The 16,676-nt window shown below is 74.1% G+C and carries 9 protein-coding genes; all 9 read right to left on the minus strand.

What is annotated here, in order from left to right:
- Nucleotides 1-139: 139 nt before the first annotated feature.
- On the minus strand, nucleotides 140-2,923 hold the full coding sequence (locus AC5R91_RS10380; protein WP_495396936.1) for an aconitate hydratase: 2,784 nt from the start codon (nucleotides 2,921-2,923) through the stop codon (nucleotides 140-142).
- Between the two features lie 308 nt (nucleotides 2,924-3,231).
- A complete protein-coding gene (locus AC5R91_RS10385) occupies nucleotides 3,232-5,142 on the minus strand; it encodes a glycosyltransferase (protein WP_495396937.1) in 1,911 nt (636 codons plus the stop codon).
- A complete protein-coding gene (locus AC5R91_RS10390) occupies nucleotides 5,139-6,068 on the minus strand; it encodes a class I SAM-dependent methyltransferase (protein WP_495396938.1) in 930 nt (309 codons plus the stop codon). The genes AC5R91_RS10385 and AC5R91_RS10390 overlap by 4 nt, the downstream gene beginning before the upstream one ends.
- On the minus strand, nucleotides 6,068-9,253 hold the full coding sequence (gene wzy, locus AC5R91_RS10395) for an O-antigen polysaccharide polymerase Wzy (RefSeq protein ID WP_495396939.1): 3,186 nt from the start codon (nucleotides 9,251-9,253) through the stop codon (nucleotides 6,068-6,070). The genes AC5R91_RS10390 and wzy overlap by 1 nt, the downstream gene beginning before the upstream one ends.
- Before the next feature lie 3 nt (nucleotides 9,254-9,256).
- Nucleotides 9,257-10,645, minus strand: coding sequence for a glycosyltransferase (locus tag AC5R91_RS10400; protein WP_495396940.1), 1,389 nt, complete (start codon nucleotides 10,643-10,645; stop codon nucleotides 9,257-9,259).
- Nucleotides 10,642-12,057, minus strand: coding sequence for a glycosyltransferase (locus tag AC5R91_RS10405; protein WP_495396941.1), 1,416 nt, complete (start codon nucleotides 12,055-12,057; stop codon nucleotides 10,642-10,644). The genes AC5R91_RS10400 and AC5R91_RS10405 overlap by 4 nt, the downstream gene beginning before the upstream one ends.
- A gap of 269 nt (nucleotides 12,058-12,326) precedes the next feature.
- Entirely contained in the window at nucleotides 12,327-13,598 is a 1,272-nt protein-coding gene (locus AC5R91_RS10410) for a choice-of-anchor P family protein (RefSeq protein ID WP_495396942.1), read from the minus strand.
- A 232-nt stretch (nucleotides 13,599-13,830) separates the two neighbouring features.
- The gene (locus tag AC5R91_RS10415) at nucleotides 13,831-15,168 is read right to left on the minus strand and encodes a nucleotide sugar dehydrogenase (RefSeq protein ID WP_495396943.1); all 1,338 of its coding nucleotides are present in this window, start codon (nucleotides 15,166-15,168) and stop codon (nucleotides 13,831-13,833) included.
- Nucleotides 15,169-15,223: 55 nt separating this feature from the next.
- Complete coding sequence (gene wecB / locus AC5R91_RS10420) at nucleotides 15,224-16,360, minus strand: non-hydrolyzing UDP-N-acetylglucosamine 2-epimerase (protein ID WP_495396944.1); 1,137 nt, start codon at nucleotides 16,358-16,360, stop codon at nucleotides 15,224-15,226.
- Nucleotides 16,361-16,676 lie beyond the last annotated feature (316 nt).

A 16,676-nucleotide genomic window follows, 5' to 3' on the forward strand; every position in this document is an offset into this window, starting at 1 on the left:
CACCTTCGAGCGCCTTCTCCCGGCGCGTACTCCACCGGCATGCGTTGGAAGGTGAACATGGGTCGTCCGTCCGGGCTCGCGTGGGACGAGCTTCTCGACCCCGGCCGGGACGGTCCCCGGCCGGGGTCGATCGCTTCGACTAGAGCAGCGAGCGCAGGACGTAGAGCAGGATGCCGCCGTGGCGGTAGTACTCCGCCTCGCCGGGGGTGTCGATGCGCACGACCGCGTCGAAGGTCTTGTCCCCCGCGCGGACGGTGATCGCCGGCGTCTTCTCGTCGACGTCGGCGAGACCGGTGATCGTGAACGACTCCTCACCGGTCAGGCCGAGCGACTCCACCGACTGGCCCGCCGGGAACTGCAGGGGCAGCACGCCCATGCCGATCAGGTTGGAGCGGTGGATCCGCTCGTACGACTCGGCGATGACGGCGCGCACGCCGAGCAGCGAGGTGCCCTTGGCCGCCCAGTCGCGCGACGAGCCCGAGCCGTACTCCTTGCCGGCGAGCACGACCAGCGGCACGCCCTCGGCGGCGTACTTCTGGGCCGCGTCGTAGATCGCCATCTCCTGGCCGTCGGGCAGGTGCCGGGTGACGCCACCCTCGGTGCCGGGCGCCAGCCGGTTACGCAGCCGGATGTTGGCGAACGTGCCGCGGATCATCACCTCGTGGTTGCCGCGCCGCGACCCGTAGGAGTTGAAGTCGCCGGGCGCGACGCCGTGCTCGGCGAGGTAACGGCCGGCCGGCGAGTCCTTCTTGATCGAACCGGCCGGGGAGATGTGGTCGGTGGTGACCGAGTCCCCCAGCACCGCGAGCACACGGGCGTCGATGATGTCCGTGCGCGCCTCGGGCTTGGTCGCCATACCCTCGAAGTACGGAGGGTGACGGACGTAGGTCGAGTCGTCAGCCCAGGCGAACGTCCGCGACACCTCGCCGCCGTCGCCGACCGGCAGCGAGCGCCAGCGCTCGTCGCCGGACAGGTCGGCGTAGTCCGACTCGAACATCTCCGACTGGATCGCGTCCGCGACGACCGCGGACACCTCGGCCTCGCTCGGCCAGATGTCGCGCAGGTACACCGGCTGGCCGTCGCTGCCGTGGCCGAGCGGGTCGGTGTCGAGGTTGATGTCCATCGTCCCGGCCAGCGCGTAGGCGACGACCAGCGGCGGGGACGCCAGGTAGTTCATCTTGACGTCGGGGTTGATCCGGCCCTCGAAGTTGCGGTTGCCGGACAGCACGCTGACCACCGCGAGGTCGGCGTCGTTCACCGCCGCGCTGATCTCCTCCGGCAGCGGGCCGGAGTTGCCGATGCAGGTGGTGCAGCCGAAGCCGACCAGGTTGAAGCCGACCTTGTCCAGGTACGGCACGAGCCCGGCGCGCTCGTAGTAGTCCATGACGACCTTGGAGCCCGGGGCCAGCGTCGTCTTGACCCACGGCTTGCGGGTCAGCCCCTTCTCCACGGCGTTGCGGGCCAGCAGCGCCGCACCCACCATGACCTGCGGGTTCGAGGTGTTGGTGCAGGAGGTGATCGCCGCGACCGCGACGGCCCCGTGGTCGATCTCCACCGTCGTGCCGTCGGCGAGGGTGACCGACGTCGGGTTGGCGGGCCGGCTGGTGATGTCGCCGGCGACGGCGTTCACCGAGATGGGGGCGTCCGACGGCTTGTCCTCGAACGCCGCCGCCGGGTCGGAGGCGGGGAACGACTCGGCGTCGGCCTCGTCCGCGCCACCGTTGGTGAACGCCGAGGGCTGCGCGTAGTTGACCAGGGCCGCGCGGAACGCCTGCTTCGCGTTCGACAGCGGCACCCGGTCCTGCGGCCGCTTCGGCCCGGCCAGCGACGGCACGACCGTCGACAGGTCGAGCTCCAGAGTGGTGGTGTAGGCGGCCTCTCGGCTCGGGTCGTGCCAGAGCCCCTGCTCCTTGGCGTACGCCTCGACCAGCGCCACCTGCTCCGCCGGGCGGCCGGACAGGCGCAGGTAGTTCAGCGTCTCGTCGTCGACCGGGAAGATCGCGCAGGTGGAGCCGTACTCGGGGCTCATGTTGCCGATGGTCGCCCGGTTGGCCAGCGGGACGTTGGTGACGCCCTCGCCGTAGAACTCGACGAAGCGGCCGACGACACCGTGCCGACGGAGCTGCTCGGTGATCACGAGGACCATGTCGGTGGCCGTCGTGCCGGCGGGCAGTTCGCCGGTCAGCTTGAAGCCGACGACCGTCGGGATCAGCATGCTCACGGGCTGGCCGAGCATCGCGGCCTCGGCCTCGATGCCGCCGACGCCCCAGCCGAGCACGCCCAGGCCGTTGATCATCGTGGTGTGGCTGTCCGTGCCCACCAGGGTGTCCGGGTAGGCCAGCGTGCCCTCGGGGGTGTCCTTGGTGAACACCACCCGGGCCAGGTGCTCCAGGTTGACCTGGTGCACGATGCCGGTGTTCGGCGGGACGACGGTGAAGTTGTCGAACGCCGCCTGGCCCCAGCGCAGGAACTGGTAGCGCTCCCGGTTGCGGCTGAACTCCAGCGCGGCGTTGAGTTCGAAGGCGTCCGGCCGGCCGAAGTGGTCGGCGATGATCGAGTGGTCGATCACGAGCTCGGCCGGCGCCAGCGGGTTGATCTTCGCCGGGTCGCCCCCGAGGGCGGCCATCGCCTCGCGCATGGCAGCGAGGTCGACCACACAGGGGACGCCGGTGAAGTCCTGCATGATCACGCGGGCGGGGGTGAACTGGATCTCCTGGCTCGGTGCCGCCGCCGGGTCCCAGTTCGCCAGCGCCCGGACGTGGTCCGCGGTGATGTTGGCGCCGTCCTCGGTGCGCAGAAGGTTCTCCAGCAGCACCTTCAGGCTGTAGGGGAGTCGATCGGCCCCGGGCACCGCGTCCAGCCGCCTGATCGTGTAGGTGCGATCACCCACCGCGAGCGATCCGGTACTGCCGAAGCTGTCCATCGTTCTCCTCCTCATGACCCGCCGTCCGTCACCCGCGGGCGGCGGGGCTTGCCACCATGGTCGCGCCCCTGCGGCTACGCCATGGCGACGCCGCCGACGGCGGCTGGCGTAGGCGCAGGGCCGCCCGCGGCGTCGGCCATCCTCGGCCGGCTCGTGTCCATCCTGGCATTTCCCGCCTTGCGGGATCGCGCCCGAGGGGTTGTGACACAGCCGACGCGACCGCGCCACCGAGGCTCGATCGGTCCCGCCCGCCGCGGCGGGGACGCCGGAACCCACCGTACGGCGAACCCGGGAGGACGTGCCGCCATTTAATTAGCAGCGCTAACAATATCAGACGGATCCGCCGCGAGCTCCGCCGCGAACCGGTCGAGGAACACCTGCCGCTTGCGCTGCGGGCTCATCGCCCCGGTGCCCACCGACCGGGCGAGCATCCGCCGCTCCCACTGCTCGACGTCGGTCACCACCCGGGCCGGCGCCCCGGCGGCCAGGGACCGCGCCGGCACGTCGCGCATCACCACGGAGCCGGCTGCGATCACCACGTCGGAGCCGATCGTGACGCCCGGCATGATGATCGTGTTCATCCCGATCGCCGTGTCGTGGCCGACCCTGATGGGCGCGACCACGTCGATGTCGGGATGCTGCCGGCGCATCCGGGTGGCCGCGCCGTCGTGCGTGATGAACCGGACGCCGCCCGCGATGGCCACCCGGTCACCCAGCCTGATCAGGTAGGGCTCGGTGCCGAAGGTGGCGGCGGTGACCCCGATGAGCCGGCAGTCCGCGCCGAGCCGCACCCCGATGCTGCGGGCGTAGCCCACCGGGTCGGTTCGCAGCAGGTAGGTGCGGAAGGCCGCCCGCAGCGCCCGGCCGGGCAGCGCCGCCAGCGGCGACAGGCGGACCCGGCCGGCCAGCGCCCCCGCGCCGGGCCGGTCCGGCCCGGGCCGACGGACCGACGCGCCAACGGGGAGCGACAGGGACGACGGGGACGGCTGGACCGTGGAGGGCTTCGGGGACGACGGGGACGGAGCCCGGTGCAGCCACTGGCCCGGCGTGTGCCGCACGCGGGTGGCGTGGTGCAGCGCCGCCACCACATCGTGGCTGAGCGCCCGGCGGTCGAGCAGCTTCTCCGCCCGCAACCGGGCCGCCTCACCGCGGCGGCGGGCCGCGGGCGTGCGCCGGCCGGCAGCCGCCTCCTGCAGGGCGGCGGCCATCGCCACGGCGTCGCCGAGCCCGACGAGCCAGCCGGTCTCCTCGTCGACCAGTTCCGGCAGCCCGCCGGCCGCGGTGGCGACGGAGGGCACCCCGCACGCGGACGCCTCGGCCCCGGCGCCGTAGCTCTCCGACCACGACGACACGACGTTGACGTCCGCGGCGGCGTAGAACGGCCGGACGTCGGTGACGCTGTCGACCCAGCGGACCCGGTCGGCGCCGGGCAGCCGGGCGGCCCATGCCCGGACCTGCTCGCGGTAGCTCTCACCGGCCTCGCCGTAGCCCCCACCGAGCAGGATCAGCGTCCCGCGCCCGCCCAGCTCGGCGAAGCGGGCCCACGCCGCGAGGAGCACCTCGTGGCCCTTGACGCCCTGGCCCGGACGGACCAGCCGCTTCGGTGGGTAGAAGTAGGCCACGCAGACCGCGACGAACTCGTCCTCGCCGAGGCCGAGCTCCGCCCGCGCCGCCCGCCGCCGCTCGCCGTCGGCCGGGCTGAAGCGCTCCAGGTCGACGCCGTAGGACAGCGTGCGCATCCGGTGCGCCGGCAGACCGAGCGCGGCGTACCGCCGGCGGATGTCCGCGCTGGACGCGATGAGCAGGTGGTCGAGCCGGCACAGCACCCGCTCGACCCCCCGGATCAGCGTGTTGTCCAGGTAGAGAGGGCCCGCGACCATGTACACCCTGGTGATCCGGGTACCCAGGGTGGCGAGCCGGACCGCCAGCGCCGACGCGTACAGGTGGTAGTGCACGACATCGACGCCGAGCTCGCGCAGCCTCGCCCGCAGCCGGATGATCCCGACGAGCTGCGCGGCCGGCGACGCGCCGCGCCGGGGAGCCGGGCTCTCGACGACCTCGATCCCCAGCGCCGTCAGCTCCCGCGCCAGCCGGCTGTCGAAGTGGTCGGGCGCGGGCAGCAGCACGACCACCTGGTCGCCGGACTCCCGCGCGGCGAGCACGTGCGGAATGATCCACAACGGCCCGTCCCCGGTCTTGACCAAAGTAGCGATCTTCATGCGGAACGGTCCTTCCGGGTCGTGGATGGGCGGGCGGCAGGCGCCGCCGCGGGTCGCGGGACGCGAGGCGTGGCCGGTCGGCGGGCCACCCACAGGCAGGCCCGGCCGGACAGGTGGGCCGCGCCGAACAGGTCGAGGGCGGCCTCCAGCGGCCGCAGGTGCGGGCGGGGAACGCGGGCGGACACGGCCCGGCCGGCAGCGGTGAACTCCAGCGCCGTGGCGAGCGCGCCGTAGGGATACGCCCGCACCTGCTCGAAACCGACGGCGCGCAGCACCGCGGACAGCTCCGCCGGGGTGAAGGCGTACTGGTAAAACTCCCCCGCCCCCGCCCGCGGCAGCGGCAGCGGCAGCCAGACCGGGCCCCCGTGGGAGCCCGGGCCGCCGACCCGGCCGCCACGGCCCAGGCTGCGCAGCAGCGGGCTGAAGCACGGTGTGGAGACCAGCGCGATCCCGCCCGGTCGCAGCACGCGCAGGGTCTCGCGCAGCACCTCCTGCGGGCCGTCCTCGAAGTGCTCGCACACGCCGGGCGAGTAGACGGCGTCGTACCGCCCGTCGGGCACGTCGAGCCAGCGGACGTCGCCCCGCCAGACGCGGATCTCGGGAGCGGCCGCGCGCAGCCGCTCGACGGTGCGCGGCGCCCAGTCCACCGCCTCGGCGGCGAATCCTTGCGCCGCCATCGCGACGCTGAACTGCCCCGGCCCGCACCCGGCCTCCAGGACCCGGTCGCCCGGCCGCAGGTGGCGGCGGACCGCCCGGCGCAGGTGGAGCGGGAGATGGCCCGCACGGGCTCGGCGGTAGTCCGCGGGCTGGGCGTCCCACCGCTCGTCCCAGTAGGCGGCGTCGGCCGCCTGGCGGTAGAACACCAGCCGCCCGCCGTGGGCGGTCGGCTCGACGACGAGCGTGTCGCGGGCCGGGTGTGGTGCCATCAGGGCATCCCCTTTCCGAGGACTGGCAGCGGCTCGTCACCGCCCGGCTCGCGCGGATGGCCTGGTCCGAACGGGCGGGACACGGTCAGCGGCACGGTCGGCTGCGGGGAGGGGAGAGCGAGCGGGGCGTCGAACTCCCCCCGCAACGCGCGGCGGGCCAGCGCCGTCATGACCGCGTAGGCGATCATGCTGCCGACCGCGGCGCCGGCGGGTCCCCACCAGGGCACGAGCACCGGATAGGTCGCCAGCGACACGGCCAGGCCGAGCAGCCCGGCGCCACCGGCCGCGCCGGTGCGGCCGAGGCCGGTCAGGGCCCGACATTCGACCAGGAACGGGGCCAGCAGGAGCTCGGCGACCAGCAGCAGGCGCATCGGGGTGACCGCCGCGGCATAGCCCGGCCCGAACAGGGTCCGCACCAGCCACGGCGCGGCGAACGCGAGGACGCCCGCGGCGACCAGCAGGACGGCGAGCAGGCCGCGGGTCACCGTCCGAAGCGCCGCGCGGGACAGGACGCCCCGCGCGGCGCGGTGGAAGACCACCTGGCCGACCGAACCGGGCAGCAGGCGCAGTGCCTCGCCGGTGGCGGCGGCGATCGAGTACACGGCGGCGGCACCGGCCCCACCGAAGGCTGCGACCAGCAGCCGGTCGAACCGGAACGCCATCGTCGCGCCCACGTTGAGGCCGAGCGCGGGGACACCCTTGACGACCAGCAGCCGCCAGGCCCACGGGTCGGCCCGCGGCCGCACGGACAGCCCCTTGCGGGCCAGCGCCGCCACGCCCGTCGCCGCCTGCGCGGCCCAGCACAGCGCGAGGATCACCAGGATGTGCGGCAGGGACGGATGGCGCGGGCCGGCCAGCAGCAGCCCGAGCTGGGCGAGCCCGGCGGCGGCGACGAGCCCGGCGGCGAGGACGATCGAACCGGCGGCGTTGAGCGCGTCGAGCACCTGCACGGCGAGGAGGTTCGCGGCGGCGAGGACGGCGATCGCGAGCACCAGACCGGCGTCCACCCGCGCCCCGCCGGACAGGTGGATCACCTGCAGCGACGCCACGGTGATCAGGACGGCGGCGGGTGCGGTCGCGGCGAGGGACAGCCCCAGGTAGTCGCCGAGGGACACCCGGGGGTCGCCGCGGCCGAAGTAGTGCCGGAACGCGACGTTGGTGCCGAGACCGCCGACGAGCGAGCCCAGCGCGGAGACCGTCAGCAGGACCACCAGCGCCCCGCGCCCGCTCAGGGGCAGCATCCGCGCGGTGACCACCGCCTGGCCCAGGCTGGCGACGGCGGACAGTCCCAGCCACCCGGTGACCACCGCGCCGACCCGGCCGATCCCGCGGTAGGGGTGCGCCACGCCCACCCTCCGACCCGGCGTGGGTAGTGCGGGGAGCACCCTCGTCCACGATCCCCCGGCCGGCGCATGCAGCGCCACCGCCGCCTCGGCCCACGCCGGCAGGGACTGCGGCCCTGCCGGCCCGGGCGGTCGTCGCACCGCCTGCCCCGGCGGAAGTCCGGTCTGCCCGAGCTGACGAGGCGGGCGCGGGCGGACCGGACTGGGCCGCGGCGGATCCCGCCGCGGCCGGGCGGGGTCGGCGCGGGGGGTGCGGGCGGCCACGATCTCGGCGGCCCGGATCAGGCCGAGCACACCCAGTCCGAGTACCACCTGGACCGGCACCGCCGCGAAGGCGTTGCGCACCTCGGTGATCAACGGGACGAGCAGGACGAGGCAGGCCGTGTCCGTCCCGCGCACGGACCGGCCATGGTCCATCCAGGCCACGACGAGACCGGTCAGCAGCAGGAAGCCGACGACGCCGCGAGCGCCGAAGTTGTAATAGGCCTCGGCGATCGGCGACCCCCCGATCGGACCCTCCCGGTCGAGCATCAGCACGTTGAACAGCCGTTCGTCGCTGAACTGGGAGGGCTGGGGCTGGCCGAGCAGCCGCCCGGACACCAGCCGGTCGATCTGGCCGTAGAAGGTCGCGCCGGCGGGCGGGCGCTCGCCGAACTCGTCGCGCCATTCGAGCACCGAGCCGATCGGACGGATCGAGGCCCCGAGCTCGGCGATACCGTCGACGGGGCTGAAGGTGATGGCACTGAGCCGGGTGGCGGCGAGACCGGACTGGCGGATTTCCCGCAGCCCACCGATCAACGCCAGCAGGATGACCGCGCCGAGCAGGACGACGACCCCGCGCACCACGATGCGCCGCCGGGCGGCCACCGCCGCCGCCGCGACGGCCGGGAACATCACCTCGCCCCGCAGTCCGAGCGGCAGCGCCACGACCGCGAACAGGGCGAACACCACCAGGGCCGCCGTGCGCCACCGGCTCGGCCCGCCGATGACCGCCAACACGAGGCCCAGGCTCATCCCGAGCAGCACGTAGGGCACCAGCGGGCCACGCAACGCCGTCTCGCCGACCGCGGCATACGAGCCGAACAGCAGACCGATCCCGCCGGTGGCGAGCACGATCGCGACGAGCCCGAGGACCGACACCGCGAGCAGCACGAAGCCGACGGGCGCGCGCAGGTCCGGCCGATCCGCAGCGACGGCCAGCCGGTCGGCGCCGACCGGCCGATCCGCGACGGTGGCCGGCCGGTCGGCGGCAGCCGGCGGGTGGAGCGCGGCGGGCTCGGGCCTCTCGCTCCCGGCACGCACGGCCCGCAGGCACGTCATCGCCGCCACGCCCACCGCGGCGCTGACGACCCCCAGCGTGGCCACGGCGAACAGCCGGCTCATCGGGTAGACGCCCAGCCAGCGGAAGTCGTACTGACCGCGGATCCGGTCGAAGGAGGTGCCGGTGGCGAACAGCGCCGCCACCCCGAAGTGGAACACCGACAGGGTGATCAGGTAGACCGACGAGCAGGCCCACACCCCACGCGGCTGGGCCCGGACGCACAGCAGCACGCAGCCGGCGACCACCGCGACGCTGAGCCGGGCGGCAGAGTGCTCCGCCAGCTCGGCGAACGACGACGACCAGGCCGCGACCGCGAACAGGGCCAGCAGGCAGCCGGCGAGCGCCACCCCGCTCGCCGGCCGGGACGGCGCCGCGCCCACACGACGCCGTGGATCGGGCTGATCGGGCTGATCGGGCTGGGCGGTCCGTGCGGGCAGGGCGGTCAGGACGGCAGCCACGGCGACGGGTGGATACGGCCACCGGGACTGGCACGGTCGGGCGGCGCGGCTGGGGGCGGCCATCGCCTAGGACCACACCGCCGTGATGTCGCGCTGCCAGGTGTCCATCGTGAACGGAGAGCGGCGCAGCAACCGCATCGCCTCGCGGCGCTGATCGATGGTCGGTGGGACCGCGGTGAGCATGTCGGCGGTGTCCGCCCAGACGGCGTCCGACGTGGCCAGTGGCAGCGTCGCCACCCCGGGCAGCAGGCGGCCGATCTCGACGACTCCCGGCAGGTCCGCCGAGAGCACCGGGGTACCCACCGCGAGCGCCTCCAGCACGACCGTGGGCATCCCCTCGTGCAGCGAGGTGACCAGCAGCAGCGAGGACGCCACGAGCAGCCGGGGGATCTCGCGGACCTCGCCGGTGAACTCCACGTGCTCGGCGACGCCGAGCCGGTCGGCGAGCGAGCTCAGTCGGGCGGTCTCGGCATCGTCCTGGCGGCCGACGATGCGCAGCCGCGCATGGACCGAGCGGGCCCGCAGCGCGGCGAGGATCTCGATGGCGCGGGCCCGGTTCTTCAGCGGGTCCGGGCGGGCGATGTGGACGAGGGTGACGACGTCGTGGTCGTCCTCGGCCAGGTCCTCGGCGCGGCGCCGCGCGGCGATGGCGACCCCGGACGGCTCCAGTTCGACTCCGTTGTAGACGACGCGGCAGCGCGGATCGAGCCGCCAGTCCTCCCGCCACAACCCCCGCATCGCCGCCTCGCTCACCGCGACGAGGTCGGTGGCGAACCGGTCGAGCAGCAGGCGCCCGAACGCCCGCTGAACCCGGCCGCGCAGGCTGTCGCCGTGCCGGTCGGCGCTGCTGACGAAGTACGCCACCCGCCGTCGCACACCGCCGAGGCGGGCCAGCGCGAGCACCACCCCGGAGAAGGTCGCCACGGCGGAATGGACCACGTCGGGACGGACCTGGCGCAGCAGTCGCAGGAACCGCCAGCCGAACCGCCAGTCGGCCCGGCAGTAGTACACCTCGCTGCCGAGGCCGCGGATCTCGGTGTCCAGCGAACCCCGGGCACCGGAGGTGACGGCGAACTCCAGCCGGAACTCCTCCGGATCCAGCCGACGCAACAGGTTCACCGCGCGCAGCTCCACCCCGGCGCGGTCCATCCGGCCCAGCACCTCCAGCACCCGCACCGGGCGGCGGGGCCGGCCGGGGTCGCCGGGCCCCGGCCGGGTGGCCACGGTGGCCGCGCCGGCCGCCGGGGCGGCGGGGCGAGATTCGATCACGGACCCGGTCGGGGCCTGCGGCCGCCGGTCGACGCGGGTGTCCTCGGGCGCCGTCCGTCCGGTGGTCTCCAGGGCGGACGTGGCCGCCGCAACCGACGCCGTCTCCTGGGCCGCCGTGCCGTCCGAAGGTGGCGTGCCGTCCGAAGGTGGCGTGCGGACGGGGGTGGACGTGGTGTCCGGAGTCATGATCGTCCCGTCGGCTGAGGAGTCCGCGCGGGTGGCGATGCGGCCGGCGTCGCGACCGCCGGCACCCCCCGCTCGAGGGTCGGCGCCGCGGCGGCGACCGCCGGCGGGTCCCCGGCGATCGCCGCGTAGAAGGCCGACGCCCGCGCGGCCATCCGGTCGCCGCGGTAGTCCTCGGCGGCGGCGCGGTTTCGCGCGGACATGGCGGCGAGCGTGCCGGGCGAGGCGAGGACCTCGGCGATCCGCCGGGCGAGCCGTTCGGGATCCTCGGGCGGGACGAGGTCCTGCGGCGCGAGCAGCTCGACGTTCCCGCCGACCGCGGTGGCGATCGAGGGCACCCCGCGGGCCATCGCCTCGATGAGCACCCGGGGCAGGCCCTCCGTCCGCGACGGCAGGACGAACAGGTCGGCGACGTCGAGCACGGCGCGCACGCCGGCCCGGTCGAGCGCCGGCACGAACTCGACGATGTCGGTGAGCCCCGCACGCCGGGCGGCGCGGACAAGGGCGGCGTGATGGCGGCCGGTGCCGACGATGACGACGCGCAGCCGGTGCCCCCACGCGTCGAGCAGGCCGGCCGCGGTCAGCAGGATGTCGTGGCCCTTGTACCGGCGGTCCTGCGAGCCGATCGTCACCAGTGTCGCCGGCATCGGCGGCCGAGCGGCACGCGGCCGGGCCGCGGTGAAGTCCTGGGCGCTCAGGCGGCCGTAGGCGTAGTCGGCCGTCAACGCTCCGGCCGCCGGTGGGTAGCGGCGTTGCAGCGTCTCGCGGGTGACGTAACCGACCGCCTGGGCTCCCGCGGCCCGCCGGGCCAACCAGCGCCGCGCCGGCCTGCGCGCCCAGCGGCCGAACATCCCGCCGGCCACCGCCTCGGCGTCGCCGATGATCTCCATGGCGTAGGGCAGCCCGCGAGCGCTCAGCTCGGTGATGAGCGCCGCCCCGACCATGCCTGGCATCACCGCCAGGTAGCGGGTGTCCACGACGTGGGACGCGCGGGCGGGCAGCGCCCCGGGGCCGGGGGTGGCGGGCGACCGGGGCGCCGGGACCGGCCCGGGCGGCGACGATCGGCGCGCCGCAGCCGCGGCCGCAGCGCGCTGCCGGGGGCTGGGAGCAAGCTGGCCGCCCGAGTCGAGCCCGCCGGCAATCACGGAACGTAGCGATCGCACAGCGCGCAGGTAGCCGGCCGGCCCCTGGTAGGGCGGCAGCGCGACGACGCGGACCCGCTCACCCTCGACCGGGAAGGATGCTGTCGCAGCCGGGTCGTCGGACGCCGTGCCAACCCGGGCGAGCACCACGACCTCGTCGAAGACGGCGAGGTAGCCGCACCAGTGTGGGTAGGCCTCACCGGGCGTGGGGGCCAGCGCACTGCCGTCGCCTCCCCGATGGAACCGTGCCTCCGTCGCGACGACAACTCGCATGGCGCCTGCCCTTCCCTGGTACTCCCTCCACGACGTGCTCAACCTACAGCCATGACTTGACTACAGAGAGATACAGCACTCGCGGAGAGTTCGGGCGCCAGGGAGCGACATCCGGCGCCGGACGCACGAGCGGGCGGGTGGGGCAAAGCGCCCCACCCGCCCGCCTCCCGCGGGGGCTGCACCCCCAGGGTCAGGAGGCATCCTCGCGGGTTCATGCATCCCTTCGGGGGTTCGTGTATTCCCTTCGGGGGTTCGCGTATCCCTCGGAGTTACAGCGTGTCGCTCACCGCCAGGCACTTCACCGGGTCCGGTACGTCAGCGCAGAGCTCGCTGGCATGCCCGGACGACAGCGCCCTGGTGTCATGCCCGTCGAGCGGCGCCGACAGCGGGGTGGCCCCGTTGTCGGACGCGTTGATCGCGGCAACACCCAGTCGGATCACGGCCCCTGCCGGCAGGACACCGGCGACCTGAACCACCACCTCGGCGGCCCGGACCTCCAGCGCGTTGGCCGTCTGGATCTGACGGTTGAGCACCACGTACCCCAGCCCTGGCAGCGGGATGAAGGTGTTGGGTGCCACGTTCACCGAGATCGGTACCCCGGCGACCGTCAGGTTGGCGAACTGGGTGCCGATGGAATCGAGCACGGCGGGTTGGCCGTTGGCCTTCGAGACGTTCGCCTGAGAGGTGATCGCACTTGCCGTGATCAACCCACCCAGTATGTTGACGTTGGCCAGCGCGATCTTCGTTGCGCCCAGCGTGGGATTACCCAGGACCGCCGCCCCCGAAGCAGTGATCACCCCGGTGGTGAGGACGCCCGGCAGGTTGATCCCGGCCAGGTTCGCCGTGGTCGATCCACCGTTGCAGGGAACGCTCTGCGCGATGAGCGGGCTCACCGACAGCGGACCCGCCGCGATCAGGTTGGAGTACGCCACCCCGGTGACGAACACCGGCGGCTTCGGCAGGAGGCGCGACCGGGTGAAGCCCAGGGCGATGTCCAGGCCGGCGTTCGGTCCCGCGAGGATCTGCACCCGTGCCCCGATGGTGCGGATCCCGTTCACCGCGACGGTCTGCTGGTTGAGCGTGATCGCCCCGATGCCCGGGATGGGGATCACCGTGTTCGGCGCGATCGCACCGACCGGGATCGGGAGACCAAGCCCGGTCAGGCTGCCCAACGAGACCGCGCCGGAACTCGCGACGGCGGTCCCGGTGTTCACCGCGGTCGAGGTGACCGCGAGGCCACTGAACGCGACCACCCCACCCAGGATGCTCGCGCTGCTCACCGTGCTACGGGTGACCGCGACCTGGTTGTTGTTCGGCCCCACCTCCGAGGTGGTCGCGGACTGGAACACCGCCGCCGCCGTGATCACTCCCGGGACGTTGACGACACCCCCGGCGCTCACCCCCAGGTTCGGCTGGGTGGTGCAGGAGATCCCGGCCGGAAACGTCGGCCCCGACGTCACCGTGCTACCCTGCGCGACCTGCGTGCCGTAGGCGTACTGCTCGTAGGCCAGGGGGTTGGCGACGGCCGAGGCCGGGCCCACCCACACCGACCATGGTGGCCGCGAGGACGCCACCGGACACGACGCCGGCGGTGAGCCGGCGCAGTCCCACCCGGTGTGCCACGCGGAACGAGCTTCGCATCAGATCCCTCCTTTCCATAAATTGATTGCTACTTTCAGCGATCATCCTAGGAAGGGGAGGCGCGATCCGACGACTACCTGCAAGTAGTTAGCTTCGTCGAGTGAGTTTCGGGCGTGTCGCCGTACGGGTGGGTCAGAGGGACTCCACGGCGAGTCCGGCGTCTTCGTGCCGGGTCGCCTGAGCTGGTATGCGTACGGCGGCGGGGCCTGATCGCCGGGCGTCGAGGGGGCCGGGCAGCCAGCGGCGGGTGTCGAGCACGAGCCGAGCGTGCCGGGCCACCGCGTCGCGGTCGAAGGCGTCGTGGTCGACGAGCACGACGACGAGGTCCGCCGCCGCCAGCTCGGCCGCGCCCGCCTCGACGAGGGTCACCCGGGCCGGCAGCCGGGCCGGATCGACGTGCGGGTCCGCGGCACGCACCTCGGCGCCGAGATCGGCCAGCAGGCCGGCGACGCGGGTCGCCGGCGCCTCGCGGGCGTCGCCGGTGTTGCGCTTGTACGCCAGCCCCAGCAGCAGGATGCGGCTGCCCGCGACCGGCAGGTGGCGGGCGTTGAGCATCTCGGTCACCCGGCGTACGACGTGATCGGGCATGTGGTCGTTGACGTCGTTGGCCAGTTCGACGAACCGGAAGCTGCGCCCCAGGCTGCGGCGCACCCGCCACGACAGGTACGACGGGTCGATGGGCAGGCAGTGGCCGCCGACGCCGGGACCGGGGGTGAAGCGCAGGTAGCCGAACGGCTTCGTCGACGCGGCGTCGATCGCCTCCCAGATGTCGACGCCGAGCTCGTGGGCGAACATCGCCAGCTCGTTCACCAGCGCGATGTTGACGTGGCGGAAGGTGTTCTCCAGCAGCTTGGTCAGCTCCGCGGTGCGGGTCGAGGCGACCGGGACCGTCCGCTCGATCAGGCTGTCGTAGAAGGCGGTGACGGCGGCCAGCGACGCCGGGCCCGTGCCGGAGACCACCTTGGGCGTGTTCACCAGGTTCCACGTCCGGTTCCCCGGGTCGATGCGCTCCGGGGAATAGCCGAGGTGGAAGTCCACCCCGGGCCGCAGCCCGGAGCCCTCGGCGAGCAGCGGGGCGAGCAGCTCCTCGGTCGTCCCGGGATAGGTGGTCGACTCCAGGATCACCGTGGCTCCCGCGGTGACCAGCGACGCCAGGCTGCGGGCCGCGTCGACGATGTAGGACAGGTCGGGGGCGCCCTCGCGCAGCGGGGTCGGCACCGTGATCACCGCGACGTCGAACCCGCCGGCCCGCGCGTAGTCTCCGGTCGGCTCGTACCGGCCGCTGCGCAGGGCCGCGGCGAGCTCTGGGTCCGGGATGTCCTCGACGTAGGAGCGCCCGGCCGCGAGCCGGGCGGCCCGGTCGGGATCCACCTCCACCCCGACGACGTGCCAGCCCACGGCGACGGCCCGCATCGCCACCGGGAGGCCGACGTAGCCCTGCCCGACCACTACCAGCTTGTTCGATGACATGAGCAGAGTGTTGCTTATCAATCACATAGAGAGACGCAGCCGATTCATCGTGTCCTCATCGCGCGGCGGCCACCGGGCCGACGGACGCGCCGCCGGTCGGCGGGTGCGCCACCGCCTGCGCCAGCACCCGGGCGATCCGCCGGCCGGCCTGCCCGTCCCACAGCGCCGGACGGCGCGGGGGCGGCGGATGTTCCAGGGTGTCGAGCGCCGCGGTGACGACCACCCGGCGGTCGCGCCCGACCACCCGGTTCGTACCCTCGGTGACCGTCAGTGGGCGCTCGGTGGATTCCCGCAGCGTCAGGCACGGCACGCCGAGCACCGTCGACTCCTCCTGGATCCCGCCCGAGTCGGTGAGGACGATCCGGGCGCCGGCCTGCAGGGCCACCGAGTCGAGGTACCCGACCGGCCCGAGCAGGCGGACCCCCGCGGGCAGCCGGCCGCCCACCCGGGCCGCCGTGCGCGGGTGGGCGGGGAAGACCAGCGGGCAGCGCGTCGCGATCTCGCCGAGCGCCCCGAGCAGGCCGGCGAGCGCCGCGGCGTCGTCGACGTTGGCCGGCCGGTGCAGGGTGACCAGCCCGTAGCCGCCGGGACGCAGCCCGAGCTCGGCGAGGGTCGGCCGGGCGAGCGCCTCGTCGCGGCGGGCCAGCAGGGTGTCCACCATGACGTTCCCGACAAGATGTACCGACCGCGGCGCGACGCCCTCCCGCAGCAGGTGCTCCACCGCATCCGGCGAGGTGGCGAACAGGTCGGTGCAGAGATGGTCCGCGACGATCCGATTGATCTCCTCGGGCATCGACCGGTCACCGCTGCGCAGGCCCGCCTCGACGTGCGCGGCCCGCACCCCCGCCTTCGCCGCCACCAGCGCGCAGGCCAGCGTCGAGTTCACGTCCCCGAACACGACGACGACGTCGGGGGCCAGCCGCTCCAGCAGTGGCTCGAAGGCGGTCATCACGGCGGCCGTCTGCACGGCGTGGGAGCCCGAACCCGCCGCCAGATGGTGGTCGGGGCGGCGCAGGTCGAGCTCGGCGAAGAACACCCCACTCATCGCCTCGTCGTAGTGCTGGCCCGTGTGCACGAGCGTGGTGCGAAACCCGCCGGTCGCCAGGGCGTCCAGGACCGGCTTGGCCTTGACGAAGTTGGGCCGCGCGCCCGCGACGACCACCGCGTGCGGCCCCGGGGCCACCTGCGGCACCGGCCGCGCAGGTCTGGGGACCCGCTGGTCGGGCGGCCGCACCGCCCGACCAGCGCCCGATCCGCCCGGTCCGGCTGACCCGGCTGACGCGGCTGACCCCTCGGTCATGACCTGACCTCCGGCGACGCCCCCTGGGCCGGCGGGCCCGCGGATGGTGCGTGGGCGGCCGGTGGGGTGGGGCGGCCCGGTGAGGTGGGGCGGCCCGGTGAGGTGGGGCGGGATGGCGGGGTGGGGCGAGGCGGCGGGGTGGGGCGGGGCGGCAGGGTCGGGCGGGGCGACGCGACAGGCGGAGGCGGCGAGGTCGGACCGGGCGCCG

The organism is Frankia sp. BMG5.60, from assembly GCF_059428125.1.

Bases quoted from the DNA above. Each gene is read 5' to 3' on its own strand.
- AC5R91_RS10380 (WP_495396936.1), bottom strand. From the start codon at position 2,923: ATGGACAGCTTCGGCAGTACCGGATCGCTCGCGGTGGGTGATCGCACC.
- AC5R91_RS10385 (WP_495396937.1), bottom strand. From the start codon at position 5,142: ATGAAGATCGCTACTTTGGTCAAGACCGGGGACGGGCCGTTGTGGATC.
- AC5R91_RS10390 (WP_495396938.1), bottom strand. From the start codon at position 6,068: ATGGCACCACACCCGGCCCGCGACACGCTCGTCGTCGAGCCGACCGCC.
- wzy (WP_495396939.1), bottom strand. From the start codon at position 9,253: ATGGCCGCCCCCAGCCGCGCCGCCCGACCGTGCCAGTCCCGGTGGCCG.
- AC5R91_RS10400 (WP_495396940.1), bottom strand. From the start codon at position 10,645: ATGACTCCGGACACCACGTCCACCCCCGTCCGCACGCCACCTTCGGAC.
- AC5R91_RS10405 (WP_495396941.1), bottom strand. From the start codon at position 12,057: ATGCGAGTTGTCGTCGCGACGGAGGCACGGTTCCATCGGGGAGGCGAC.
- AC5R91_RS10415 (WP_495396943.1), bottom strand. From the start codon at position 15,168: ATGTCATCGAACAAGCTGGTAGTGGTCGGGCAGGGCTACGTCGGCCTC.